We start from the raw sequence: 24,323 nt of genomic DNA on the forward strand, positions 1-24,323 counted from the left end.
AGTGAACTCAATGACGAGATCCTCACACGGCGAGCATGCTGGCGTCGCCATCATCGGAGCCGGTTTCGCGGGTATAGGCCTATCCGTCAAACTTCGAGAAGCTGGATTCACCGATTTCGTTGTCCTCGAACGCGCTTCGGAAATCGGCGGAGTGTGGCGGGACAACACGTACCCCGGTTGCGCATGCGATGTGCCATCCCACCTCTACAGCTACTCGTTTGCGCCTAACCCAAACTGGACCCGAACTTACGGCAGGCAACACGAAATCCTCGCTTACCTGCGCAAGGTCGCGGGCGACAACGACGTGGTGCAGCACATACGTTTCGATTCTGAACTTCTCGATGCGCGGTGGGAGGACCGCGAGAACCAGTGGAGGATCAAAACGAGCAGCGGATCACTCACGGCGCGCATACTCGTTACGGCAACAGGGCTTTTCACCGACGCGTCGATTCCCAGGCTGCCGGGACTCGAACGGTTCGAAGGGGCGAAGTTCCACTCGCTGCACTGGGATCATGACCACGACCTGACTGGGGAACGTGTCGCAGTCATCGGTACAGGTGCCTCGGCTGTGCAGTTCATCCCGGAGATTCAGCCGATCATCAAGCATCTCACTGTCTTTCAGCGCAGTGCTCCGTGGATCGTCACCCGCATGGACCGGCCAACTCTGGCACTCGAGCGTGCGCTGTTGCGCCACGTTCCGGGCATGCAGCGCGGATTGCGCGCCGCGTATTACGGCATGATCGAGAGCTTCGGTCTGCCGGGTTTCGTCGACCGCCGGTTCCGGCATCCCTTCGAAGCGCTCGGGAGAATGCAACTGCTCCGGCAGGTTCGTGACCCGGAACTCCGGCGCAAACTGACGCCCGACTACATGATTGGCTGCAAGCGTGCGATCTTCTCGGACTCGTACTTTCCCGCACTGACCCAGTCGAATGTCACAGTCGCAACGAGTGGGATCCGGGAGATCGGACGGCACAGCATCACCACCCACGACGGCCGTGAGTATCCGGTTGACACCATCATCTTCGGTACTGGCTTCACCATGCCGGCAGGCGCTGGATCGCGGATTTTCGGCCGAGACGGCACGTCGATGGGGGAACGGTACGAGCAGCGCCCCCAAAGCTATCTCGGTGTCGCGACCACTGGCTTTCCTAACGCTTTTTCGATTCTGGGCCCGTTCGGCGCCGTAGGAAACCAGTCCGCGATCTTCATGATCGAACTGCAGATCAGTTACATCATCGACGCACTCAACAAACTCGACACCATTGGGGCTCAGCGTGTCGAGGTCCGGCCCGACGTGCAAGACGCATTCCTCGCCGAAGTCGAGCAACGCAGCGAACACACGGTGTGGCTCCAAGGCGGGTGTAACAGCTACTACACGACGGCCGACGGCCGGAACGCGGGACTGTACCCGAACTGGAGCTTCGAATATCGAAGCCGCGTCAAGCAATTCAACACCGACGATTATCAGATCAAGGCGGGCTGAGAAGTGACAAGTACTGCACTGGATGTGCGTGGCAAAGTCGCGCTGGTTACCGGCGGCGGGGGCGGGATCGGCTTCGAGGTTGCACGGCACCTAGCTGACCGCGGTGCCCGCGTTGCGATTTTCGATGTCGACGAAGCCGCCGCCATCGGTGCAGCGGAGGCAATTGGCCAGGGTGCGCGTGGCCTGGGCGTGAACGTGGCGGATCGGGAAGCGATGACGCTGGCGGTCAAGAAAATCCAGGCTGACCTTGGCCCCGTCGCGGTCGTCGTCGCCAACGCTGGCGTCACTCCACAACCAGCCACGCTGCGGCTCATGGACGACGCGGAGTTCGATCGAGTCGTGGGCATCAACCTCACGGGCGTGTACAACACTGTCCGCCCCGTACTCGATGACATCGTCGCGACGCGGGGTCATGTTGTTATCGTCGCCTCAGTCGCCGCGTTCGCGCCAGGCATGGGCGGTTCGCCGTACATGATCACCAAGGCGGCTGTCGAACAGCTAGGGCGTGCACTGCGGATCGAGTTAGCGGTGCACGGTGCATCGGCTCAGGTGGCGTACTTCGGGATCGTCGAGACCGCGATGACGCGCGCGATGCTCGACGAGGATGAGCTCGGCCGCGAACTCGGCGGACGGTTCCCGTGGCCGTTCAATCGGCGCATCTCTGCCACGGATGCGGCAAAGGCCCTGTGCGAGGGGATAGCGAACCGATCTGCCCGGACCATCGTGCCGCGCGTGTGGACGCCATACGCGATCCTGCGGGGTGTGATCAACATTGGCTTCGACGCTGCACTGGTGCGTGACACGCGTACGCACCGAATGGTGACGCGGCTCGAAAGTCAGCTTCGCGGCGCGTAGTTTTACGGCTGAAGCAGGTGCTCAGGGCAGGATCTGACCGTCGACGTACAGCCAGCGGCCCTGCTCGCGCACGAATCGGCTCACTTCGTGCAGGGAGCCGCGTTCGCCGGAATGTCGGTAGTGGGCTCGAAACTCCACGATTCCGTCCTTGTCGAATGGACCGCCATTTTTGGTGCGGATGATGTCGAGCCGCCGCCAGGCCTGCTCCGGATCGAGGTCAAGCACATCCGGCCGTGTCGACGGGTGCCATGACGTCAGCAAGTACTCAGAGTCGTGAATTACGAATGCAGCGTAGCGAGACCGCATGAGCCGCACTGCTGTCGGCGCCACGGCGACACCGCTGATGAGCGGTCCGCAGCAGTTCGCGTACGGCTCGCCATGCTGACAGGGGCACAGCTTGTCCGCCGGGTAGGTTCGCACTTCGTCTGCCACGGTTCGCATTATCCCGTGCCAGACATCCCGCCACTTCGCGGGCGCATGTGTCGCACGCGAGCCGAAAAGTGAAACATCAGCCCGCGAAGCCGTCGCGCGGCAGCCACGCGAAGGGGTCAGCCGACGATGACACATACTCCAGCGACACGTAGCCGTCGTAACCGGTCTCGCAGATTTGCGACAAGTAGTCCGTCAGCGGCAGCTCCCCGGTTCCTGGCGCCCCGCGCCCCGGCGCATCCGCAATCTGAACGTGCCGAATGTGCGCATTGAAGCGGGCAATCGCAGAGGGAATGTCCTCCCCGTTCGCAGCCAGGTGGTACAGGTCTGCCAGCAGACCGATGTTCGGCGCTCCCACACGGTCGATCACCCTGGCGGCGTCCCGCGCCAGCTTCAGTGGATAGGCGGGAAACCCACTGACCGGCTCCAGCAACACGCACGCGCCGATACGCGCCGCAGCTTCTGCGGCGAGCACGAGATTCTCGGTGGCCAGCTCGTCCTGTATTGCCGGCGCCACCCCATCAATGCGGTTGCCGTAGAGCGCATTGAACCCAGATGCTCCGAGCTGCTCGCCGATCCCGACAACCACATCGACGTTGTCGCGGAACTCGGAAGCGCGCCGCGGATCTGAGAGCAGGCCCCGATCACCGGCGGCAAGGTTCCCCGCCACGAAATTCAGGTGTGACAGCGTCACGCCCGCATCGGACACAGCGCGGACAAACTCGTCCACCTCGCGGTCACCAGGCACCGCAGAGTCGAACGGCCACCAGAACTCGACAGCGTTGAAACCAGCATCGCGGACAGCATGCGGTCGCTCGAGAAGCGGCAGGTGGGTCAACAGGATCGAACAGTTGACGGTGTAGGAATAAGGAGACATCACCGACGATCGTAGGGGAGCGGTATGAGCCAGACGGGTACTGCGCCTGTTGCAGTCGTCACGGGTGCCGGGTCTGGCCTGGGCCGGGCCATAACTCGCGCGATGCTTCAAGCAGGCTTCCGAGTCGCGCTCGCCGGACGTCACACGGAAAGTCTGACGGAAACGGCTGGCGGCAGTGGGCAGGCGCTCACCGTCGCCACGGATGTCACCGACGAGAAGTCGGTGCACGCGCTTTTCGGCACCGTCCGCGATGCGTGGGGGCGTATCGACGTGCTGGTCAACAACGCCGGGACGTTCGGTCCGGTCGGCGGAATCGACGAGATCACCGTCGAGGAGTGGCGGGCGACTGTCGACGTCAATCTGACTGGCTACTTCCTGTGTGCGGCAGAAGCGATGCGGCACATGAAAACCCAGGATCCCGCCGGTGGGCGGATCATCAACAACGGCTCGATATCAGCACACGTCCCGAGACCCGGCACCGCAGCCTACGCGGCGACCAAGCATGCGATCACCGGTCTCACTAAGTCCATCTCGCTTGATGGCCGTCCCTACAACATCGCGTGTGGCCAGATCGATATTGGCAATGCTGCCACCGATATGACGCACGGTTTCGCGGCAGGGGCGAGGCAGGCAGATGGCAGCGTGAAACAAGAGCCCACGTTCGATGCTCGTCATGCGGCCGAGCAGGTGCTGCACATGGCGCAGCTGCCACTGACTGCCAATGTCCAGTTCGTGACACTGATGGCGACGACGATGCCGTACATCGGACGGGGATAGCCGCAGCGGTCTGCACGCATGACTCGCCGCGCTCGCGGGGATCGGACATGCCGCTCATGCACGCGTATTGTCGTGGTTGGCGGTGGGTCTCCAAAATGCAGGGGGAGCGTCTATGTCATCTGACGGCGCAGGAACGCGCGCGCTGACAGTGCTGGCTCTGGCAGGAATGCTTGTTTTCGCGTCCTGCGCGGGCCCTGAAGACGGTCAGCCAACAGATCAAGCGGACCACCCCACTGATGCCACTGTTGAGGCGCCTGAGCGGCTCCTCGAATCCGAATGGACGGTCGACGCGTCGAGCATCGCGGAAGGTGGGGTGTTCGTGCGCCCCGCCCGGTTGGGGCCGTCGCCCGTCAGTGATGCGCCGACTGGGGCGCATGAGGTGGGTGACGTGCTCGTCACCACTGTCCGTAGCGACGTGAATTCATCCGAGTACACCAGCGCGCAGGTTCCTGAGCAGGTGCTGGTCGCCCTCGATAGGGCGGATGGTGAGGTGTTGTGGACGCAGCAGGTCACCGGCGCACTGACATGCGCTGAGGACGAGATCGAGGGACTGCTGCCCTGCCTGGTCGGCGGGGACCCGCATGAACCAGGCACGGAAACGAGTCCGGCGCCCTCCGAACCCGCGGAGCTGCGGTTCTATCGGCTGAGCGACGGTGAGGTTGCCTCGAGCTTCCCCGCTGAGGACGCGCGCGAGGTCGCCGTTTCCGACGGGTCTGTGTTCCTGGCCTGGCAGGATCCCTACGATCAGCCCGAGCGGGCAGCGACGATCACGCGGGGAAGCGTTGACGATCCCGAGGGTGACTGGCGGCGCGAGTATCCGCTCAACCCGGACTGCGACACGGGCGTTCAGGGATTTTGGCTCGAGGCCGCCGACGGTGCTGTATTTTTCCGCGGCGAACAGGCCTTCGTCGTCAACGCTGACGATGGCACGCGGACACCTGATGAGTCCCTGTATTCGGTGGCTCGCGTTCCCGACCATGGGTACATCGTCGACCTCTGCGAATCCGGAAACGGCGCAGCGATATTCACGATCGAGGGCGAGGTGGTCGCACGATATGACGACCCGGGGAACGTCGTCTCGGTGGTGAGCCGTTCGGGTTCCACAGATGCGCCCGTGTACCTCGTCAACGGTGCTGCGTTGCATGACTTCGAGACTGGCGAACTGCTGTGGGATCGGGACCCGAGGTACTTCTGGGTGCTCGGGATCGTCGGCGACGTAGCGTTAGCGTCCGGCAGCGCACCCGGCGGGCCCACACTCGGATTGGACGCCCGAACAGGCGAGCAATTGTGGAGTTCGCCGTTCGGAGAATTTGGCTGGGTCCTGGGTGCGGTCGGCGACGATATGGTGACGCGCGGGCACAACCCGAGTGAAGTCGCAGGTGTTGCGCTTGGTACCGGCGAGCGTATGTGGTCCTTTGAGGTTCCCGACGTAGCACGGGTCGACATGGTCGACGACGGGATCGTCGTGAGCACGGCAACACAATTGGACGTTTACACCGTGAACTAGGGAACGTCGTTCCCGTGTCTGACGAGGTCGATCGCGTAGCCCGCAAACCCGGCAGTCAGGACGACCCACGCTGTGTAGAAAACGAGTGCTGACGCCGCGAACCACGACGCCGGAATGCCTAGTGGGGCGATGATCAGCGCAACACCTGCCCATTTCGGTGCCCCTTTGCCCCGCAGGATTGCGATGCCGAGCAGTATCAGGCCGACAAGACCGGCCAGCCACACAACTCCCAGGATCCCCGACGGGAGCTGATCAGCAGAGGCGAAGAGCGCAACGATGGTTTCGGGTTCGAGGTTATTTTCGAGCGCGATGTAACTCAAGTCTTCGTAGTTCAGCGATACTGGAATGGCGAGGCCGAATGCGATAACCATCCCGACAAGCCCGAGGGTGCGTGAGTAGTACCGCGCGACACGGCCCAGAGTGAGGATCGCGACAACCCAGAAAAATGTGGAGACGGCGAAAAGCCAGGCGATCAGCAGGTAGGAGTCGCGCTGAGCATCAAACTGCGCGATCGCGTCGACACCTTCCACCCCGAGTTCGACGGGGTGCAGGAAGATCGCAGCAACCACGGTGGCCGGTGCGAGCACTGTGCAAGCTGCCATGAGGTAGCGAGCGGTCACTGGAAGGCCCATGTGGCTGGGCGCGGATTGAGTTGTTGGGTCCATGGCGGCGACCTTGCATCGCAACTGCGATCAGTACAGTAATGCTCCGCCTGACCGGTTCGACGCGTCAAGCACGCAGTGCTGGCCTACCCTGCGAAGCGGTGAAGCCGCGCCGAAAGCCTAGGTACTAACTGACCATCGGCGTTGATGCGTTCTTCCACATAGGCAAGATCACCATCGGCGACGATGCCGTAGAGCCGCTTGGCGCCGCCCACCACCTCAGCAGACTGACTGCGAATGACCACATCGGTTGCAAGTTCCCAGGAAGACTGGGTGCGGGCCTCGCCGTAATACAACTCCACAACACCCGACGTGTGGGTGAGCAAGAACTCGAGGACTTCTTCGCCATCCGAGTCAGCAACTCGCCAGAAGCCACTTTCGCGCAGGTCCGGCTTGACGTAATTGCCGTCGTTGTCGATGACCCAGCTTCGGGCGTCCCACGTCAGGTAGTCGCCACCGTCGTGGCTGACCACGATCTGCTGCCCGAACAGATAGTCGCCGCTCTTCGGATCGTTCCCTTCACCCTCACCGCGCCACACACCGACAAGGGGGAGGAGCGCAAGCAGCGCGTCACTCAAATTGGGGCCTTCGCGAAGGTTGGCCGTGTCGTCGGGCAATGGCAGGCCGGGGAGGCTCGGGACATTGCGCGCTGCAGTCGCTTTCGCCCGCGCAGCGGCAGCCGCAACCGCCGCGTTAGCGCTACCTGGTTCCGGCTTGGGAGCTGGCGTGTCGTCCCGCTCAGTCACTGCTTCTGCTCGTCGGTGACGAGGCGATACACCACGTACACAGCGAACCAGGTGATAAGCAGGCTCGACAGCACTAAGAGGATCTCGAAGATAATCACCACGAAATCAGTTTATCGGGTGCGGCCGGTCACAACGACACTGCCCCGGCCCTTGCCGATTCGCTTACGTTCACACTGCAGATGGGTCGCTCACACGGGCTATAGCCGTTGTGAACCGCACGCGAGGGGTGTGAAGGTGCGGCTGGACTCTGTGAACGCAGCAGACCCGGACCGCATGTGTGCGACCCGGGCCTGCTTGAGCGGCCGGCCGCGAGGACGCGGCAACCGGCCAGGTGGATTACTTGCTGACGGTGATGCTCACTTCGTGGACGCCAGCTGACTCCGGGCTGACAGACGCCTCACCATTGCCGGAAGCGGACAGTGCGCGCACTGTCCACGTTCCCGGTGCAGCGAAGAAACGGAAGTCACCGCTGCCGGAGGCGACAACCTCGGCAGTGAACTCGCCGGTGCTGTCGAGCAGACGCACGAACGCGCCACCGATCGGCTCGCCGGCCGCGCCGACAACTTTTCCGGTGATGACGGTTTCCTTCTCCGCATCAACACCGGCAGGAAGGTTCTGTCCCTGGACTGGTGCACCGCACATAATTACTTCTCCCCCAAAGCGATCGGGACGCCGACGAGTGAACCATATTCGGTCCAGCTGCCGTCGTAGTTCTTGACATTCTCGTATCCCAGGAGCTCCTGGAGCGCGAACCACGTGTGGCTGGAGCGCTCACCGATGCGGCAGTAGGCGATGATGTCCATGCCGTCGTCGAGGCCTTCTTCTTTGTAAAGCTGGCGGAGTTCGTCATCGGACTTGAAGGTGCCATCTTCGTTGGCAGCCTTGCTCCACGGAACGCTGATCGCGGTGGGGATGTGGCCAGCGCGCTGTGACTGCTCTTGCGGAAGGTGCGCCGGAGCCAGGATCTTGCCGCTGAACTCGTCAGGTGAGCGAACGTCGACGAGGTTCTTGTTGCCGATAGCATCGATTACTTCGTCACGGAAAGCGCGGATGGTGACATCCTGCGGCTTCGCGCTGTAATTGGTGGCCTCGCGCTGGGGAACTTCCTGGACGAGGGGCCGACCGTCGAGCTCCCACTTCTTGCGCCCGCCGTCAAGAAGTTTGACGTTCTCGTGGCCGTAAAGCTTGAAGTACCAGTAGGCGTACGCAGCAAACCAGTTGTTGTTGCCGCCGTAGAGAACCACGGTGTCGTCGTTCGCGATGCCCTTTTCGGACAGCAGGGCGGAGAACTGCTCCTGGTTGACGAAGTCGCGGCGGACCTGATCCTGCAGATCGGTCTTCCAGTCGATCTTCACAGCGCCCTCGATGTGGCCACCGTCGTAGGCAGTGGTGTCCTCATCGACCTCAACAAAGACGGTCTTCGGGGCATTGAGGTTCTGCTCGGCCCAGTCTGTGGAGACTAGGACGTCGGAGCGAGCCATGGGTTTCCTTTCGTGTTTGGTTCAGTGAGAGGTAACGAGAAACGTCATGCAGCGGAGCTGCGACTGCCTGAGCGTAGCTGTGCCACAAGCGGATACATCTGGCAACCGAGGCAGATGCCGAACGCGGCGTTGAGGAACGCGGCGATGAAGGCCAGTCCGGTGAAGATCTGGCCAGCGAGCACCGCGCCGCTGATGTAACCGACGAGGGCGGCCACTGCGAAGAGGAGACCGACCAGCTGCGCGAAGCGTACTGGTGCGGCAGGTTCGCGCTCACGAACTGGGCCAATACGCGGTGCCACCAAATTGGCGAAGAGCATGCCGTAAGGGCTGCGCCGTGGGCCTAGCGCGGCTCCGAGCGCGAAAACCACTGCCTGGATCGCGAGGAGCGCCCACCAGCCAGTGACCAATGTGAGTGCGAGAACAGCTGACGTGATCCACGCCGCGAAACGCGGCCCGCGGACATCAACGTTCTGAGGTGTGAGGGGGGTAGACATTCTTTCTGCTCCTGTTATCGAACCCGACCCGCGAGGCGGGTCCGTAGAAGGGGATCGGCAGGGAACAGCGGCGTGCAGTTAACCGGGGCTGTTCCTGATCAGCAACAGGGACAGCAACAACCGCCGAGGCGGCACAGATCAACTGCGCGGCGACGGGTGAGCAGCAGCTCATGGTTGGCTAACACGCTAGCTAGGGTACTCCGTCATCTCGATTTGTCAGCTTCCGTGTCCAGAGACTGGGATGAGTGCCTCCCGAAGAGCAGAGGCCGTAGGCACGCCGGGGATCCGGTACCGTTGCTGCATTTCCGCGTCGTAGACGAGCGTGGTGGGCAGCGAGCGTACCCCAAGAGTCCTGGTCAGCTGCGGATAGTCGTCGATGTCAAGTTCGATGTGAGTGACGTGCGGAAACTCTGGAAGGGTCGTTGAAATGACTCTGCGGACCGCCGCACATGGTCCGCACCAATCGGCGGTGAAATGCACGACGGTGGGACCATCCACCGAGAGGCCCGCTTCGAGGAGTTCGCTGGTTGCTGATCCGGCGGCCGTATCGGCGGGTTCAGCCGAGGCGGGCGCCGCGAGTACGGCGCCATTGCGCCGCTGCCACCAAATGCCCACGGCGGTTGCGATCGCGGTCGCGCTGCTCAAGATGAGGAGGCCACTCACTGGCCGCCGCCCTCACCAAACGCGTTTCGCTTCACTAGCTCGAGTGACACGTTCTCACCTGATCCTTCAACTACGAGCCTGCCGCCCTGCGGAAATGCCACAGCGGGTGCAAGCCCGAAAGGGACTTCCTGAACATCAATCGTTATCGAAAAAGAACGCAGGACTTCGTCGTGTAATTCCTCAGGGACTGGATTTTCCCAGGAGCCGTCGCGTCCCGTGTAGTAGCGGAGTGGGTCGACGTGCAGCTGAGTTCCAGCGAGCCGGAGCCGCGCCTCGACGTTTACTTCGTCGGATATCCCGAGGTCTGGGAACGATGCGGTCAGCAAGACCGGGCGGAAGCGCGCGATGGTTGTCGGGGTCGCGGTTCCGAATGCGTCGATGACGCCCGTGGGCAGCGGGGTGATGCGCAGGTCCGGGATATCGAAGAACTCGCCGAGTTCGATTTGGTGCATGACGATCCTGCCCTCGAGTTCCCGGGCATGAAGAGCGTCGGTGCGGCGCACGTACCAGGCCTCTGGCTCCAGTGTGACGTCCTCGAGATTCGCTTCGATTGTCACTCTGCCTGCGATGTCAGTGTCGACACGGTCGGCGCGGATCTCGATCCCGTGGAACTCGCCGCGCGCCGCCTGTAACAGGAACGGGAAGCCGTGGATGACCACGTCCGGGTCAGCACTCAGTTCTGCGCTTGCGCGCAGCGCCCGGGAGATTCGGTGTTCGGTATACGCGGCGGTTCCGAGTTCGGCAAGAACCAGCACCACGACGACTCCCAGGGCCCCTACGATCAGCTTCCGCACACCCTTATTGTTACTGACACCCGGCAATGGAATGTCCGGACGGTAAGAGTGACGCGATAGTCTGTGTGAGTTCGCGCGAGCTTAAGCGTGCATTGGCGGGCGCTCGAGTTCTTCAGGCAGCAGTGTCCGACTGCGGAAAAACGGAAAGGGGGCGGTGTGGAGCTCCTCTTGCTAACGGCCGACCCGAACCCTGAATCTGTTCTGCCCTCACTGGCCCTCTTGCCGCACAACGTGCGGCCAGCTCCGGCTGATGTGTCCTCATTGCTGGACGCGGCAGGAGCCGACGTTGCCGTGGTGGATGCACGGACCGACCTCGCCTCAGCGCGTGGCTTGTGCCGGATACTCGCCAATACAGGCGCCGCGGTACCGGTGGTCGCGGTGCTCACAGAAGGCGGCCTCGTCGCAGTGAGTCCCGACTGGGGAATAGATGACATTCTTTTGCCTGGAACTGGGCCAGCGGAACTTGACGCGCGCCTGCGCTTGCTTGTCGGGCGCACGACGGTGCAAACCGAGGACGATGACGCGGGCACTGTCACTCTGGGTGAGCTTCTCATCGACGAGGGAACGTACACCGCCCGCCTTCGCGGTAAGCCGCTTGACCTCACGTACAAAGAGTTCGAGCTGCTGAAATACCTTGTTCAGCATGCCGGCCGAGTCTTCACGCGTGCACAATTGCTGCAGGAAGTGTGGGGCTACGACTTCTTCGGTGGTACCAGGACAGTGGACGTTCACGTTCGGCGTTTGCGCGCGAAGCTTGGTGCCGAGCATGAAGCGCTGATTGGCACGGTGCGCAACGTCGGGTACAAAGCAGTCCGGCCAAGCCGGTCCGGCAAGCCGAGAGACGACGAAAACAACGATCTCGGTGATGACGACGTCGATGACACGGTGACAGGTGCTTCGTGACAGGTGATGCCGCAGCTGACATCGGGGTGACGCGCTTTGAGGGCGCGCTGCCAGATGACGTCAATGATTCCGTGTCCCTGCTCATCGCGGCGGCGCGGGCCGCTGACGGGGCGGATCCCATATCGGAGCAGGGGCTGCGCAGCCTGGAGGGCAAGGTTCCCGGAGAGCACGTCGTGGCGACAAGCGGGGGAGTGCCTGCCGGGGTCGCAACCATCCGTAGTGAAAACGGCACCCCGAACGTCGAACTTGTTGTTGACCCCGCGCGGCGGCGGCAGGGGATTGGCCGCGCTCTGATCAATGAAGCGGCGGCGAGGGGCGCACAGGTCTGGGCGCATGGCGATCTCGCGGCTGCCGCTGCGCTTGCCGCTTCGGCGGGGATGACGCGCACGAGGGAGTTGCTGCAGATGCGGCGCGGGCTCGGCCCCGACGCCACTCTGCCAGAGGTTGACCAACGTAACGGCGTAGTGGTTCGAACTTATTCCGGGCCGAACGATGACGCTGAGATCGTGCGCGTTAACAACGCGGCCTTCCATTGGCACCCGGAGCAGGGCGGCTGGACGCAGGCTGACATCGACAGCCGCAAAGAACTAGCATGGTTCGACCCGGAGGGACTGTTCCTCGCGTTCAGTGCCGAGGCGCCGAGCACGCTGCTTGGCTTCCACTGGACGAAGACGCACCCGGCTGACCCGCCTGAGCCTGCCCTCGGTGAGGTGTACATCGTTGGTGTGGACCCTGCGGCACACGGCAGGGGTCTGGGGAAGTTGCTGACGTTGCAGGGTTTGCACTATCTGCGCGACCGCAGCCTGGACGCGGTTCTGTTGTACGTCGAGGCCGACAACACCGCCGCCCTGCGCACCTACGAAAAGCTCGGATTCTCCCGTTATTTCACCGATGTGGTGTACATCATGGCGTAACTGACCTGCGTTTTTGGCTCAGGCCGGTAATTGCGTCATATTTGTTCACTTTCCGTTCACCTTTGCGGTGGACCCTACTTGCGGACACTGCATAGCGTTGATCGCTGTGTAATCAATCGTTCGCATGGTGGAGGAAATAGGTGAAGTTCAAGCGTGGCGCAACTTTTGTGGGGCTTGCAGCAGCAAGTTCCCTTGCGCTGACGGCCTGTATCACCGAAGAGGTGGGCCCGGGCAGTGCCGACACCCTGGCCAGTTGCGAGGGGAAGCCAAACCTGTCCGCGACCGGTTCCTCCGCGCAAGCGAACGCAATGCTCGCCTTTAACGTTCGATATGGCGAATCATGCCCCGGCAAGAACATCGCATATACCTCAAGCGGTTCGGGCGACGGGCGTGTGCAATTTACTTCGGGTTATACGGACTTCGGCGGCACGGACTCACCCATTGTCGGGGAGCAGCTGCTTCAAGCGCAGCAGCGCTGCCAGGGTAATGACGTCTGGAACTTGCCACTCGTTTTCGGGCCGGTTGGGCTTGCATACAACCTCGCCGGTGTTGACGACCTCGTCCTGGACGGCCCGACAACAGCGAAGATCTTCAACGGGGAAATCAGGAACTGGAACGATCCGGAAATCGCCGCTCTCAATGAAGGTGCTCAGCTTCCTGACCGCGGCATCACCGTGATTCACCGCTCTGATTCATCGGGAACCACAGACAATTTCCAGCTGTATCTCGAAACGGCCAGCGCGGGCGTCTGGACGTCAGGCGCAGGCTCTGACTTCGCCGGTGGCGTGGGTAACGGCTTCCGGGGTAATGAGGGCGTCGCGCAAGCGGTCGCCTCAACGAACGGCGCGATCAGCTACGTCGAGAAGGCCTATATCGAGCAGAATGGGCTTCCCGCTGCACAGATCGACAACGGCTCAGGCCCGGTTCCGCTGAGCATCGAAACCGCCGCCCGCGCCATCGAACAAGCCGAGTTCGCCAGTACCGGCGATGGGGATATGACGCTCGACCTCAACTCGGTGTACGGCGCTACGGAACCCGGCGCCTATCCACTGGTTCTCGCCACGTACGAGATCGTGTGTTCGGACGGTTATGACGCTGAGACGTCCGCCGCGCTGAAGTCATTCTTGACCGTTGCCGCGAATGAGGGCCAAGTCGGTATCGACGGCATGGGGTACGTCCCCCTGCCAGAGGCATTCAGGACCAGCCTCATGGAATCGATTGACGCGATCGGATGAATGTGAACGCTAAATTGCCGGAAGATCCGGTAACGACACGGCTGCACCGTGGGCGCGCGGGCCGTCCCGGCGATGCCATTTTTGCCGGGCTTGCGCGCGGCGCGGCACTCTTCGTCACCGCGGTCATCGCAGCGATCGGTGTCTTCCTGCTGTGGCGGGCAATGCCGGCGTTGACGCGTAATGAGGTCAACTTCCTGACCAGTCGGGAGTGGCGGACATTTACTCCCGACTCACTGGCCTTCGGTGTTCTCGACCTTTTCCTGGTGACAGTCTTCGTCTCGGCGTTCGCTTTGTTCCTGGCCATGCCCGTCGCGCTCGGCATCGCCATTTTCATCACTCAATACGCGCCGAAGCAGACTAAGAAAGGCCTCGGCTATCTGGTTGATCTTCTCGCCGCGGTGCCGTCGGTGGTGTACGGACTTTGGGGTTTGCTCGTCCTTGCTCCTGCATTGCAGCCGGTAGCGGCTTTCTTGCACGAGAACTTCGGGTGGTTCTTCCTCTTCAGTGCGGAGAACGAGGGTCTCGTCGAGGCCGGATTCACGATCTTTACCGCTGGCATTGTGCTCGCCGTAATGATTTTGCCGATCATCACCGCTATCACTCGTGAGGTTTTCACTCAGACTCCCACTGCTCAGGTCGAGGCGGCGCTGGCGCTCGGCGCGACAAAGTGGGAAGTGGTTCGGACGACCGTCATCCCGTTCGGCAAATCTGGTTACGTCAGTGGCTCGATGCTGGGGCTGGGGCGCGCACTCGGTGAGACCATGGCGATTTACATCGTCCTGGCGACCGCGTCGTCGGACTTCAGGTGGTCCCTCTTCGAGGGAGGACAGACCATCGCGTCGAAGATCGCGTCTGGCTACGCAGAAATCAACAATGAACTTCAGGCGGGTGCTTACATTGCTGCAGGCCTGGTGCTTTTCGTCCTGACATTCGCGGTTAACGCTGCAGCTCGCGCGATCGTCGCGGGCAAGGGGGTGCATTGATCATGACGACAGCACTGGACCGCCCGGTCAAACCGCCACAAGTTTTCCCGAGCCTCAGTACGCGGCGCAAAACGGTGAACAATCTCGCCACGGTGCTGGTATTCGGCTCGTTCATCGTCGCGATGGTCCCGCTCATCTGGGTGCTGTACACGGTCTTCTCACGCGGCCTGACAGCGCTGACGTCGGACGACTGGTTCACGCGCTCGATGCGTGGTGTGCTGCCGTTCTTTGAGGGCGGCGGGGCGTATCACGCGATGGTTGGCACCCTCATGCAGGGTGCTGTCGCCGCTTTGTTCGCCATTCCCATCGGATTGATGGTATCGATTTACCTGGTCGAGTACGCGGACGGCTCACGGCTTGGCAGGGTCACGACTTTCATGGTGGACATCCTCAGTGGTGTGCCATCGATCGTCGCCGCGCTCTTCATCTACGCCCTCTGGATCACGACTTTCGGATTCAGTAAGTCCGGTTTCGCGGTGGCGCTCGCACTGTTACTGCTGATGCTCCCGATTGTGGTGCGGTCGGGTGAAGAGATGTTGCGGATTGTGCCGATGGACCTCCGCGAAGCGGCATACGCGCTGGGTGTCCCGAAATGGAAGACGATCGCCCGCATCGTCATCCCCACTGCACTGCCAGGCATCATCACGGGCTTGATGCTCGCCGTGGCCCGCGTCATCGGTGAGGCCGCGCCGCTGCTGATCCTGGTGGGTTACGCGACCTACATCAACTACAACATGCTTGAGGGCGAGATGGGCTCGCTGCCCGGCATGATGATCGCCGAACTGAATAACCCCTCCGGCCCGGGCCGGGATCGCCTCTGGGGTGCAGCCCTCACCCTCGTCCTCATCATCGCGCTGCTCAACATTGTCGCGAACCTGATCAGCCGCTACACCGGCGCGAAGAAGAAGTAACGGAGCTCATCATGGCAAAGCGTGTAGACCTCAAAGATCTGAACATCTATTACGGCAAGTTCCATGCCGTCTCCGATGTGACGCTGTCGGTTGCGCCGAAGAGCGTGACCGCCTTCATCGGTCCGTCCGGCTGTGGCAAGTCCACGGTATTGCGGTCCCTGAACCGGATGCACGAAGTGACACCTGGTGCCCGGGTTGATGGCGCTGTACTCCTCGACGGCCAGGACATCTACGACAGCAGCATTGACCCAGTCGGTGTGCGTCGCACGATCGGCATGGTCTTCCAGCGGCCCAACCCGTTCCCGACGATGTCCATCCGCGACAACGTCATCGCGGGCCTGAAGCTGCAGGGTGAGCGAAACCGCAAGAAGCTCGACGAGATCGCCGAGAAGGCGCTGCGCGGCGCTAACCTGTGGGACGAGGTGAAGAACCGGCTCGATAAGCCGGGTGGCAGCCTCTCAGGTGGGCAGCAGCAGCGTCTGTGCATCGCACGCGCTACGGCGGTGGAGCCGGAAGTTCTGTTGATGGATGAGCCGTGCTCCGCGCTCGACCCAATCTCGACGCTCGCAATTGAAGACCTCATCACTGAGCTGAAGAAGGACTTCACGATCATTATCGTGACGCACAACATGCAGCAAGCAGCGCGCGTTAGTGACCGCACCGCATTCTTCAACCTTGAAACGCAGGGGCGTCCAGGTCAGCTCATCGAGATTGATGACACGACCAAGATCTTCTCGAATCCGACGAAGAAAGCGACCGAAGACTACATCTCCGGCCGCTTCGGCTAGTCACGCACCTTAGGTCCGGCCCAGGCGATTATGCGACGACGTCTTCGGGGAACCGCCCAGTGACGAGATAGATCACTTTGCGCGCGACCTCGACGGCATGGTCGGCGAACCGTTCGTAATAGCGGCCGAGCAGTGTCACGTCCACTGCTGCCGCAACCCCGTGCTTCCATTCCCTGTCCATCAGCACGTTGAACAGGTGCTTGTGGAGATCGTCCATCGCGTCGTCCTCGTCGAGCAGATCCTGCGCCATCGCGGCATCATGTGTCTCGAGGACTTCCGCAGCTCCCTTGCCGAGGTGCACCGCCACACGGCCCATCTCGGCGAAGTACGCCTTCACTTCCTCCGGCAGCGCCTGTTTCGGGTGGCGCCGACGAGTGATCTTCGCGACGTGCAGCGCGAGGCGTCCCATCCGGTCAAGGTCATTGACGGCCTGGATTCCCGCAACCACAGACCGCAGGTCACCCGCCACCGGTGCCTGCAGCGCGAGAAGCGCGAATGCCTTTTCCTCGCACGACGCACGGAGCGTGTCGAGTTCGTCGTGATCAGAGATGACTTTCTCGGCGATTGGCAGATCAGCCTGCAGCAGCGCCTGGGTAGCCTGCCCCATCGCTTCTTCGGCCATCCGGCACATGGTGGCCAGGGATGTCGCGAGATCCGCGATCTTTTCTGTATAAGCAGCCCGCATAACCTTTAAGGTTACGGCGTAAAACGTCCAGGGGCACGATCTGACGCTGAACGACACGTGAATACCGTGAATACTAAGCGCACGACGTGTCTCCGGCGTTCGTCACTGAGAGGTCCTCAGGCAAATCTCGTTGCGGCTGAACGCTGCCAGAACTCGAGATCGGCAGCGGCGTTCCCGGCGTCGCTGGTGCGGTGACATTTGCGTCATAGTCGGTGCCCAGAACGAGTTCGACAATGTTGCCGAGACCGGTGACGCGCTGTAACACCGCACCGGGGAAAGCTGATGCCAGGGTGGCAGCTTCGGGCTCATTGCCGCGCGAGTACCGGATCACGGTCTGATCGACGACTCGGGAGTGGTCGCCCACGCTGTAGATCTGAAAGCCGTAGCCAGCGAGGACACTCGCGGTGTTGCTGGCAAGACCGAAGGTCGTTGCGCCGTTGGCGACGCGGATGGTCACGAGGGCGGGGGAGACCGCCTCGGACTCGCTGGCTACTCGGTCGCCGCCGTCTCCGTTCTGGGCGGGGCGGATCGCTTGGTCTCCCGCGTCGTCCGCCTCGTCATCGGGTTCGGGGGCGGATTCACCTGGCAGCGGCCAGTCGTAGATGATCGCATCGAAGATCGCGTCGATATCGTCCTCGCGGGGAATCTCGTTCATGAATTCGTTCGGGCCCGCGGTGGGGATCGTCACGAACGTCACCTGGCCGGCATCCACGCCCTGCATGGAGCGCGCCAGGGTCAGCAGGGACTGGGTATCGACATTCTCGACGAAAGTGTGCTGGGTAAACGCATCGATGAAACCGCCCAGTGTGCTGGGATCGAAGAGCACCTTGTTTGACAGGGCTTCCCGGAGTACGGACGACAGGAGCAGCTGCTGGCGCTTGATCCGGCCGTAGTCATTGGTGCCCTCAGTGGGTACACGCCGGGCCCGCACATAGTCCAGTGCGGTGCTGCCATTGACGGTCTGCGGGCCGGCTTCAGGAAGGATCCAGCCGAGTTCGTCATCCCACATGGGCTCGGTGGCGCATACTTCCACACCGCCGAGTGTGTCCACCATGGACTCGAACCCAGCGAAGTCGATGCCGACGAAGCGAGTGATGTTCATGCCCGTGATCTTCTGGATCGTCCGGATCAGGCACTTCGGGCCGCCCTCGTAGTAGGCGCTGTTCAGTTTGACGTTCTCTTCCGATTCGACGCGTTCGTCGGTATAGGTGGCGGTGTCGTTGTCCCACCTGTCGCAGGCCGGTCGGGTGATGTTGAGGTCACGCGGGAATGACGCGATGACTACGCGGTGCCGGTCCTCCGGGACGTTGACCAGCATGATGGTGTCGGAGCGTGAGCCTTCGTGCTGCCACCCTGTCCCGCCGATCTGAGCGTTCACACCAGCCCGGTTGTCTACCCCTACGACGAGGAAGGTTTCGTCGCCGAACTGGTCGTCGGGGCTGCGGACATCGCCGGAGTTGCGGTCCAGCGCGTCAACGATGTTGAGGGACGCATCAGTGCTGCGGACGTAGCCCCAAACGGTGCCGGTGATGACGAGGGCCGCCAGAGATACGAGCGTGATGACGATGCGCGCAAATATGAGCGTTTTCGGATGCTGGTGGCGGACGGGTGCCGGGCTTTCCGCTACCCCCACGAACTGGGGGACGGCGCGTGATCGCGGCTCCGGGCCGGGGGTACCGCCGGGACCGTGGTCGTCGCGTTCGCTCACTCGTCCATCCTCGGGTTGTTTCTGTCGCAGTGGCACGCCGCGACGGGTGCCGCACGGCCGACATGGTTCTGTTAACCAGACTAAACATGAAGTTCAGCAGACACCCGAATGCGAGGCTAGGACACTGGCCTCCTAGGGCGTCCGGTTTGTTGTTAATGAGGCGAAATTGTTGTTATGTGACTCGGTTTAGCCGCCCGAGTGCATCGCATCTGCGCCCTCGGGCACACTGCAATCAAGTGGGTCGTCGAGCCAGCCGTGCGGCAAGACCACGCGAGCTGGAGACCCCTGCCTGCCACGCGGCCCTTCGGCGGCGGCGGGGAAAGGCGCGGTCGCATCGAGCTGGCTGAGCAGCGATTTCAGCTCTTCGAGCGTGGTCACAAGAGCAAGTGCCGAGCGCAACTCTGAACCCGCGGGAAAGCCCCTCAGGTACCAAGCGATGTGTTTACGGATCTCGCGGAGCCCCTTGCCTTCGCCGTGGTGATCAACGAGGAGTTGCGCATGCCGATGCATGATTTTCGCCACTTCACCCAAATTGGGCGGACCGGGCAACGGCTGGTCGTTGAGCGCGGCGCTCAGTTCGGCGAATAGCCAGGGGCGCCCCAGACACCCGCGCCCGACCACCACGCCGTCGCACCGCGTCTCCGCCATCATGCGAACGGCGTCAGCCGCGCTGAAAATATCGCCGTTGCCGAGAACGGGAACGTCGGTGACATGATCTTTCAGCCGCGCGATCTCGCCCCAGTCCGCAGTCCCTGAATACCGCTGGGCAGCCGTCCGTGCGTGCAGGGCCACAGCGGCGGCGCCTTCGCTCGCCGCGATGTGCCCAGCGTCGAGATGGGTGTGGTGATTCTCGTCAATTCCTATCCGGAACTTGACGGTCACCGGAATCTCGGTCCCAGAAGTAGCGCGGACAGCTGCGGCGACAATCTGGCCGAACAGGTTGCGCTTGTACGGGAGTGCTGCGCCGCCGCCTTTGCGGGTCACTTTCGGTACTGGGCATCCGAAGTTCATGTCGATGTGATCGGCGAGATTTTCCTCGGCGATCATCCGTGCGGCTTCGTAGGTGTACTTCGGGTCGACGGTGTACAGCTGCAGCGAACGCGGGGTTTCGGTCGGGCCGAAGGTGGTCATGTGCATGGTGGCCGCATTTCGCTCGACGAGCGCGCGGGCCGTCACCATCTCGCACACATAAAGCCCAGCGGTGCTGCCCATCTTGGCGGTCTCGATCTCGCGGCACAGAGTGCGGAACGCGACGTTGGTGATACCGGCCATGGGTGCGAGCACCACCGGACTGCCAAGTTCGAGCGGCCCGATCCGCAGCTGTTGAGCCAGGACGGATGGAGCATCGGAAAGCTGAGTGGTCATGAAATCGGTGTGTCCCCGAACGTGCATTTAAGCGGAGCCATGGGCACATCCTTTCGTCGAGACAACCCGGACCCTCACGACGATAGTCGCGCAGAAATGGCTGAAGTACAAAAATCCCCGCCCAGCGTTCCGGGCGGGGATTGTGGTGCCCCCTCTCGGGCTCGAACCGAGGACCTGCGGATTAAAAGTCCGTAGCTCTACCAACTGAGCTAAAGGGGCGTGGTTACTTACTGCGGAGACCATGCTAGCGAATGCTCCGGGGTTACAGCACCCCGGATGTCGGTTGCCGCGAAATCAGTGGGTTTTGCCCACGTCAGCGGCGGACCGATGCAGCGTCGGCCACCGATTTTGTACTTTGCCGAATCCTGTCCTATGCTTGGTCCGCTCCCAACGGAAACACTCGTTGGGGAAGCCAGCTGGAGAGATTCAGCGGGCCCCCTTCGTCTAGAGGCCTAGGACGCCGCCCTTTCAAGGCGGTAACGCGGGTTCGAATCCCGTAGGGGGTACACTCTCGCGGGAGTGAAACAGGAAAATGCAAGGCCCTGTGGCGCAGTTGGTTAGCGCGCCGCCCTGTCACGGCGGAGGTCGCGGGTTCGAGTCCCGTCAGGGTCGCTTTGTTGTACGATCGAAGCTCGTTAGCTCCTTCGGGCGCTGATTCGGCCAGGTAGCTCAGTTGGTACGAGCGTCCGCCTGAAAAGCGGAAGGTCGCCGGTTCGATCCCGGCCCTGGCCACAGCAGGTTTTCGCTCCGGATCGACTGGCTGGAATACAGCCACTATACGAACCGCCCGCCCACCTGAGTGATCGATCGGCGGACGCGGATTCGGCGAGCCTTGAGGTCGACTTCTTCGACCTGCACCCCCGGTGAGTTCACCGAATCGAAGCCCCGTGTATGCGAGGATCCGCACCACGTCGCCCTGCTTAGTGCCACACTTCGTCGCGAGTGCCGGCTACCTCCGCTGCCGTCAGGAACACGTGTGTTGTGTGGCGCAACGGCGGGAACTTCGTGCCCTTCGCGGGATTCTTGCCGACGAGCTGCCCTTTACCGATCGCATGATCGAGTGTCATTCTTAGCACGGAATGCGTACAGCGGACGGTGCGCGGCCCGAGGCCGGCTGCGGTCATCCTGTTGACCCAGTCCTGGACATCATCGGAGGTGATCCGCGCAATCGGCCACGACCCGAAAGCAGGCTTGACTCGTAGGCGCCAGTTGTCTTCGTATCCGCGCCGCACTTTCGCGCTGAGGTCTGGCCGCGAAGACAGCCAGGACGCGTAGACGTTCTCCAGCTTGGCTCTGTCGGCCTTCGTGTCGACGACCTCGCCCACGGAGCGGCCGACGATCAGTTTCGCCTCGAATGCCTTGGCCTCGCGTTCAGTACGAAACGGCGGCAGCGATCACGAGCTCGAGCGCTCCGACACCGAGCTCGGATGCGAAGCGCTGCAGGACAACCGATGTCCCATGCGACGCCGGCGACCACAGCCACGCGGGGTCGACCACTTGGTAGTGCGCCACGATCTCGGCGGCGCTCAGCGCTGCGATCGCTGCCTTGAACGGCACCAGCCGATCAGGCAGTAGCGACGTCCGCCACCGCCGACCGCTCTCGGTACGCGCAATGCTCCGTACCGCTCGCATCGAGCCATCGCCCGTTCTGTCGAATCGTCACCGCAGTTCCTCCTCGCGAGATCGAGGAACGGGTGGACCGGAGCCACGTTGGTAGGTGCCGCACGGTCATCCATCCCTTCACTTGGTCGTGAAGTGATGGTTTCGCGGTTCTATGTCCTACTAAAGGTCAAACATGCGGACTCCAACAGGACATTGCGTCACGTTTCAGGGTGGGTGGTTTCAACTGGGTCAAGCGAGCGAAAGCTCACATGTGCGCGCGAGCCTGCGACGCGCTGAGGCACTGCTACGTAGCAACCCCATCTTGGATATCGGTGTGCAGTGGGCGCTTTGTGGCTCTGATCGAGCGAGGATGAGCCGAATCTCGCATACCAACGCTTCGACCTCGGCTGCGACCTTGGCCGGGCTATTGCGGGGTCGGCTCGACACCTCCCGCAGCGCCTGCACACCGCCGGAGGCATGTTTGGCCTCCCAGGTGTAGACCGCCTGCCGTGACACCGCACCGGATGGTCACGTCACTGACCGGCGAACCGTCCAACTCACCGTTGCAGGGCGCGTGAGAACCACGACGCACTGACGGTGGACCTGTCGGTCTGGTCACGCCCAGCGAATCGTGGCGGCTGTGTACCGGTGCCCGGCACGTTAGACCTATGTCCCGGAAATCTCGCGCTCCTACCGTTGAGCTACCGGTGGCGGGCCGGGCATCCCACCTGCAAGCCGCTCACCAAATCGTCCAACCTGGAGGTACGCCGTGGATACCGACACCCCGCTCGCCCGCCGCAGCTGCCCCGCCGACCAAGCGACCGTGTACGTCGGTCGCTGGCCCGAGATCCCCGCAGGCGACTGGCCTGAAATGCCTTGAGTGCATAGCGACAAGTTGAAGCAGCAGTGCCAGGACCGATCGCGATCACCAATGCCGAGATCGGTACGGACACATGGCGTGAGCTCGGTTCACCGCGGATGACTGTTCTCCGGGGTGAACCGCAACCAGAGTGCCGCTTCCCAAGGAGCGTGAACCTGAGCTCTTATCGCGTCTGCGTCAACCCTCAACGTCGACGGCGGACGCTCGGCCGGAACCTGCGCACTTGCGCCGGAGCAGACGCTCGAGCGCTTTTTTGTTCACCGGAAAGAGAGAAGAGAAACTGATGTTCCGCACCCGGTTCACCGAGCAGTTCGGCACTGAGCACCCCATTGTCTGCGGCGGGATGACAGGGCTGGGCACCGCGCAGCTCATCTCCGCGGTCGCGAACGCCGGTGCCCTCGGATTCCTCACGGCGCTCACCCAACCCTCGCCGGAGGCCTTGGTCGAAGAGATCCGCAGGACGCGCGATCTGACGGACAAGCCGTTCGGGGTCAACCTCACCATCCTGCCAACCATCGACCCGGTTCCCTACGACGAATACCGCGCCGCGATCATCGAAGCGGGCATTGCTGTCGTCGAGACCGCCGGCTCGAGCCCTGAGCCGCATCTACCGGACTTTCATGGGGCCGGGGTGAAAGTCATCCACAAGGCGACCTCTGTGCGCCACGCACTTTCGGCGGAGCGAAAGGGTGTCGATGCGATCAGCATCGATGGCTTCGAGTGTGCTGGCCACCCGGGCGAGGATGACGTGCCGGGACTGATCCTCATTCCGGCAGCGGTGCGCGCACTCTCAGTCCCCGTTATTGCCAGCGGCGGCATCGCCACAGGTGAAGGGCTCGCCGCTGCGTTGGCACTTGGTGCCGATGCCGTCAATATGGGGACCCGTTTCATGGCGACGAACGAAGCCCCGATTCATCCGAACGTGAAGGCGCAGATCGTGGCCAATACGGAGCGGGACACGGTCGTGGTATTCCGTCAGTTCAAGAACAGTGCTCGAGTGGCGAAGAACTCCATATCTGAGCGAGTCGCGGAAATCGGCGGTCGTCCTGGCGCAACATTCGCCGATGTCGCAGCACTCGCATCGGGTGTCCGTGGCAGAGCCAAGGTGTTGGACCAGGGTGAGATGGAGGACGGCATGTGGTGGGCAGGCCAGACGCAGGGACTCATCCACGAAGTCGACGCCGTCGACAAGGTCGTCAGGAAGATCATCGCCGATGCCGAACGAGCCGTCGGCCGTGTGTCGAGCCTCGTCGATCGGCGCGTGGCGGCACAGTGACCATGTCGCCGTGGAAAGAAGTTCGGGTGCATACGAAGGTGCTTGCCGCGTCGGAAGAAGGGTGAGCGCGCGGGCCGATGGCCTCGCACGGTCGACCTGCAACGGTGCGTGCGGGAGGTGACCGTGGTTGCTTTGGAGGTTCGCCATAGGCGGGAGACGGTCCGCCGTCGCCGGTGCCAGCGGCGGGATCGGTGCTCGAGTTCTGGCGCCGCAAGAGCAACTACTGCGACCGGCCCAGCGCGCCGTCGCCACCAGCACCCGCTGGCACGACAACGTCGAGCTGTGACACCACGATTTTGCCCAAC

26 protein-coding genes and 4 tRNA genes are annotated in these 24,323 nt (G+C 62.4%); 14 read left to right on the plus strand and 16 right to left on the minus strand.

The window, feature by feature from the left end; all coding sequences use genetic code 11:
• Positions 1-10: 10 nt before the first annotated feature.
• Entirely contained in the window at positions 11-1,483 is a 1,473-nt protein-coding gene (locus AS9A_RS03575; protein WP_013805536.1) for a flavin-containing monooxygenase, read from the plus strand.
• Between the two features lie 3 nt (positions 1,484-1,486).
• A complete protein-coding gene (locus AS9A_RS03580; protein ID WP_013805537.1) occupies positions 1,487-2,338 on the plus strand; it encodes a short-chain dehydrogenase/reductase in 852 nt (283 codons plus the stop codon).
• 21 nt (positions 2,339-2,359) lie between these two features.
• Here AS9A_RS03580 and AS9A_RS03585 read toward each other — a convergent pair whose 3' ends face one another.
• Together AS9A_RS03585 and AS9A_RS03590 are read right to left on the minus strand one after the other, a co-directional pair.
• Positions 2,360-2,770: a YchJ family protein gene (locus tag AS9A_RS03585; protein ID WP_013805538.1), complete on the minus strand. Its 411-nt coding sequence runs from the start codon at positions 2,768-2,770 to the stop codon at positions 2,360-2,362.
• A gap of 76 nt (positions 2,771-2,846) precedes the next feature.
• Positions 2,847-3,644 carry a hydroxypyruvate isomerase family protein gene (locus AS9A_RS03590; protein ID WP_041450840.1) on the minus strand — a complete coding sequence of 266 codons (798 nt, stop codon included), beginning with the start codon at positions 3,642-3,644 and terminating at the stop codon, positions 2,847-2,849.
• A 24-nt stretch (positions 3,645-3,668) separates the two neighbouring features.
• Here AS9A_RS03590 and AS9A_RS03595 point away from each other — a divergent pair, with 24 nt between their 5' ends.
• Positions 3,669-4,421 carry an SDR family oxidoreductase gene (locus tag AS9A_RS03595; protein WP_013805540.1) on the plus strand — a complete coding sequence of 251 codons (753 nt, stop codon included), beginning with the start codon at positions 3,669-3,671 and terminating at the stop codon, positions 4,419-4,421.
• 112 nt (positions 4,422-4,533) lie between these two features.
• The gene (locus AS9A_RS03600) at positions 4,534-5,928 is read left to right on the plus strand and encodes a PQQ-binding-like beta-propeller repeat protein (RefSeq protein ID WP_013805541.1); all 1,395 of its coding nucleotides are present in this window, start codon (positions 4,534-4,536) and stop codon (positions 5,926-5,928) included.
• Here the strand turns inward: AS9A_RS03600 and AS9A_RS03605 are convergent.
• The 8 genes from AS9A_RS03605 to AS9A_RS03640 form a co-directional block, all read right to left on the minus strand.
• A complete protein-coding gene (locus AS9A_RS03605) occupies positions 5,925-6,593 on the minus strand; it encodes a hypothetical protein (RefSeq protein ID WP_013805542.1) in 669 nt (222 codons plus the stop codon). The two genes, AS9A_RS03600 and AS9A_RS03605, sit on opposite strands and share 4 nt — an antisense overlap.
• An 83-nt stretch (positions 6,594-6,676) precedes the next feature.
• Complete coding sequence (locus AS9A_RS03610; protein ID WP_013805543.1) at positions 6,677-7,336, minus strand: FABP family protein; 660 nt, start codon at positions 7,334-7,336, stop codon at positions 6,677-6,679.
• A gap of 336 nt (positions 7,337-7,672) precedes the next feature.
• A complete protein-coding gene (locus AS9A_RS03620; RefSeq protein ID WP_013805544.1) occupies positions 7,673-7,978 on the minus strand; it encodes a DUF1416 domain-containing protein in 306 nt (101 codons plus the stop codon).
• 2 nt (positions 7,979-7,980) lie between these two features.
• Positions 7,981-8,817 carry a sulfurtransferase gene (locus AS9A_RS03625; RefSeq protein WP_013805545.1) on the minus strand — a complete coding sequence of 279 codons (837 nt, stop codon included), beginning with the start codon at positions 8,815-8,817 and terminating at the stop codon, positions 7,981-7,983.
• A gap of 44 nt (positions 8,818-8,861) precedes the next feature.
• Positions 8,862-9,311: a DUF4395 domain-containing protein gene (locus AS9A_RS03630; RefSeq protein WP_013805546.1), complete on the minus strand. Its 450-nt coding sequence runs from the start codon at positions 9,309-9,311 to the stop codon at positions 8,862-8,864.
• 98 nt (positions 9,312-9,409) lie between these two features.
• Positions 9,410-9,496 carry a putative leader peptide gene (locus AS9A_RS24925; RefSeq protein WP_369689863.1) on the minus strand — a complete coding sequence of 29 codons (87 nt, stop codon included), beginning with the start codon at positions 9,494-9,496 and terminating at the stop codon, positions 9,410-9,412.
• 31 nt (positions 9,497-9,527) lie between these two features.
• The gene (locus tag AS9A_RS03635; protein ID WP_013805547.1) at positions 9,528-9,974 is read right to left on the minus strand and encodes a thioredoxin family protein; all 447 of its coding nucleotides are present in this window, start codon (positions 9,972-9,974) and stop codon (positions 9,528-9,530) included.
• Entirely contained in the window at positions 9,971-10,768 is a 798-nt protein-coding gene (locus AS9A_RS03640; RefSeq protein WP_041450843.1) for an LmeA family phospholipid-binding protein, read from the minus strand. The genes AS9A_RS03635 and AS9A_RS03640 overlap by 4 nt, the downstream gene beginning before the upstream one ends.
• A 156-nt stretch (positions 10,769-10,924) precedes the next feature.
• On the opposite strand from AS9A_RS03640, the gene AS9A_RS03645 reads away from it, so the two are divergent.
• The 6 genes from AS9A_RS03645 to pstB all read left to right on the plus strand — a co-directional run bounded on the left by AS9A_RS03645 (position 10,925) and on the right by pstB (position 16,502).
• Complete coding sequence (locus AS9A_RS03645; RefSeq protein ID WP_013805550.1) at positions 10,925-11,671, plus strand: winged helix-turn-helix transcriptional regulator; 747 nt, start codon at positions 10,925-10,927, stop codon at positions 11,669-11,671.
• On the plus strand, positions 11,668-12,585 hold the full coding sequence (gene mshD, locus AS9A_RS03650; RefSeq protein ID WP_013805551.1) for a mycothiol synthase: 918 nt from the start codon (positions 11,668-11,670) through the stop codon (positions 12,583-12,585). Before AS9A_RS03645 ends, mshD begins: the two co-directional genes overlap by 4 nt.
• A gap of 140 nt (positions 12,586-12,725) precedes the next feature.
• Entirely contained in the window at positions 12,726-13,820 is a 1,095-nt protein-coding gene (pstS, locus tag AS9A_RS03655; protein WP_013805552.1) for a phosphate ABC transporter substrate-binding protein PstS, read from the plus strand.
• The gene (gene pstC / locus AS9A_RS03660) at positions 13,817-14,803 is read left to right on the plus strand and encodes a phosphate ABC transporter permease subunit PstC (protein WP_013805553.1); all 987 of its coding nucleotides are present in this window, start codon (positions 13,817-13,819) and stop codon (positions 14,801-14,803) included. Before pstS ends, pstC begins: the two co-directional genes overlap by 4 nt.
• 2 nt (positions 14,804-14,805) lie before the next feature.
• On the plus strand, positions 14,806-15,714 hold the full coding sequence (gene pstA, locus AS9A_RS03665) for a phosphate ABC transporter permease PstA (RefSeq protein WP_013805554.1): 909 nt from the start codon (positions 14,806-14,808) through the stop codon (positions 15,712-15,714).
• An 11-nt stretch (positions 15,715-15,725) separates the two neighbouring features.
• The gene (pstB, locus tag AS9A_RS03670) at positions 15,726-16,502 is read left to right on the plus strand and encodes a phosphate ABC transporter ATP-binding protein PstB (protein ID WP_013805555.1); all 777 of its coding nucleotides are present in this window, start codon (positions 15,726-15,728) and stop codon (positions 16,500-16,502) included.
• A gap of 28 nt (positions 16,503-16,530) precedes the next feature.
• Here the strand turns inward: pstB and phoU are convergent, their stop codons facing one another.
• The 4 genes from phoU to AS9A_RS03690 all read right to left on the minus strand — a co-directional run bounded on the left by phoU (position 16,531) and on the right by AS9A_RS03690 (position 20,479).
• Entirely contained in the window at positions 16,531-17,187 is a 657-nt protein-coding gene (phoU, locus tag AS9A_RS03675; RefSeq protein WP_013805556.1) for a phosphate signaling complex protein PhoU, read from the minus strand.
• 73 nt (positions 17,188-17,260) lie between these two features.
• The gene (locus AS9A_RS03680; protein ID WP_013805557.1) at positions 17,261-18,895 is read right to left on the minus strand and encodes an LCP family protein; all 1,635 of its coding nucleotides are present in this window, start codon (positions 18,893-18,895) and stop codon (positions 17,261-17,263) included.
• Positions 18,896-19,081: 186 nt separating this feature from the next.
• Entirely contained in the window at positions 19,082-20,260 is a 1,179-nt protein-coding gene (gene dusB, locus AS9A_RS03685) for a tRNA dihydrouridine synthase DusB (protein WP_013805558.1), read from the minus strand.
• A gap of 143 nt (positions 20,261-20,403) precedes the next feature.
• Positions 20,404-20,479 (minus strand) — tRNA-Lys (locus tag AS9A_RS03690).
• Between the two features lie 214 nt (positions 20,480-20,693).
• Here AS9A_RS03690 and AS9A_RS03695 point away from each other — a divergent pair.
• The 3 genes from AS9A_RS03695 to AS9A_RS03705 all read left to right on the plus strand — a co-directional run bounded on the left by AS9A_RS03695 (position 20,694) and on the right by AS9A_RS03705 (position 20,992).
• Positions 20,694-20,766 (plus strand) — tRNA-Glu (locus AS9A_RS03695).
• A gap of 32 nt (positions 20,767-20,798) precedes the next feature.
• A tRNA-Asp gene (locus AS9A_RS03700) sits at positions 20,799-20,872 on the plus strand.
• A 46-nt stretch (positions 20,873-20,918) separates the two neighbouring features.
• Positions 20,919-20,992 (plus strand) — tRNA-Phe (locus tag AS9A_RS03705).
• A 188-nt stretch (positions 20,993-21,180) separates the two neighbouring features.
• Here AS9A_RS03705 and AS9A_RS03710 read toward each other — a convergent pair.
• Positions 21,181-21,585, minus strand: coding sequence for an N-terminal phage integrase SAM-like domain-containing protein (locus tag AS9A_RS03710; protein WP_013805559.1), 405 nt, complete (start codon positions 21,583-21,585; stop codon positions 21,181-21,183).
• A gap of 46 nt (positions 21,586-21,631) precedes the next feature.
• Entirely contained in the window at positions 21,632-21,892 is a 261-nt protein-coding gene (locus tag AS9A_RS03715; RefSeq protein ID WP_013805560.1) for a hypothetical protein, read from the minus strand.
• Between the two features lie 1,133 nt (positions 21,893-23,025).
• On the opposite strand from AS9A_RS03715, the gene AS9A_RS03720 reads away from it, so the two are divergent.
• Entirely contained in the window at positions 23,026-24,018 is a 993-nt protein-coding gene (locus tag AS9A_RS03720; RefSeq protein ID WP_041450844.1) for an NAD(P)H-dependent flavin oxidoreductase, read from the plus strand.
• The last annotated feature ends 305 nt before the right edge of the window (positions 24,019-24,323 follow it).

Source organism: Hoyosella subflava DQS3-9A1, assembly GCF_000214175.1.
In the GTDB taxonomy this organism is placed as follows: Bacteria; Actinomycetota; Actinomycetes; order Mycobacteriales; family Mycobacteriaceae; genus Hoyosella; species Hoyosella subflava.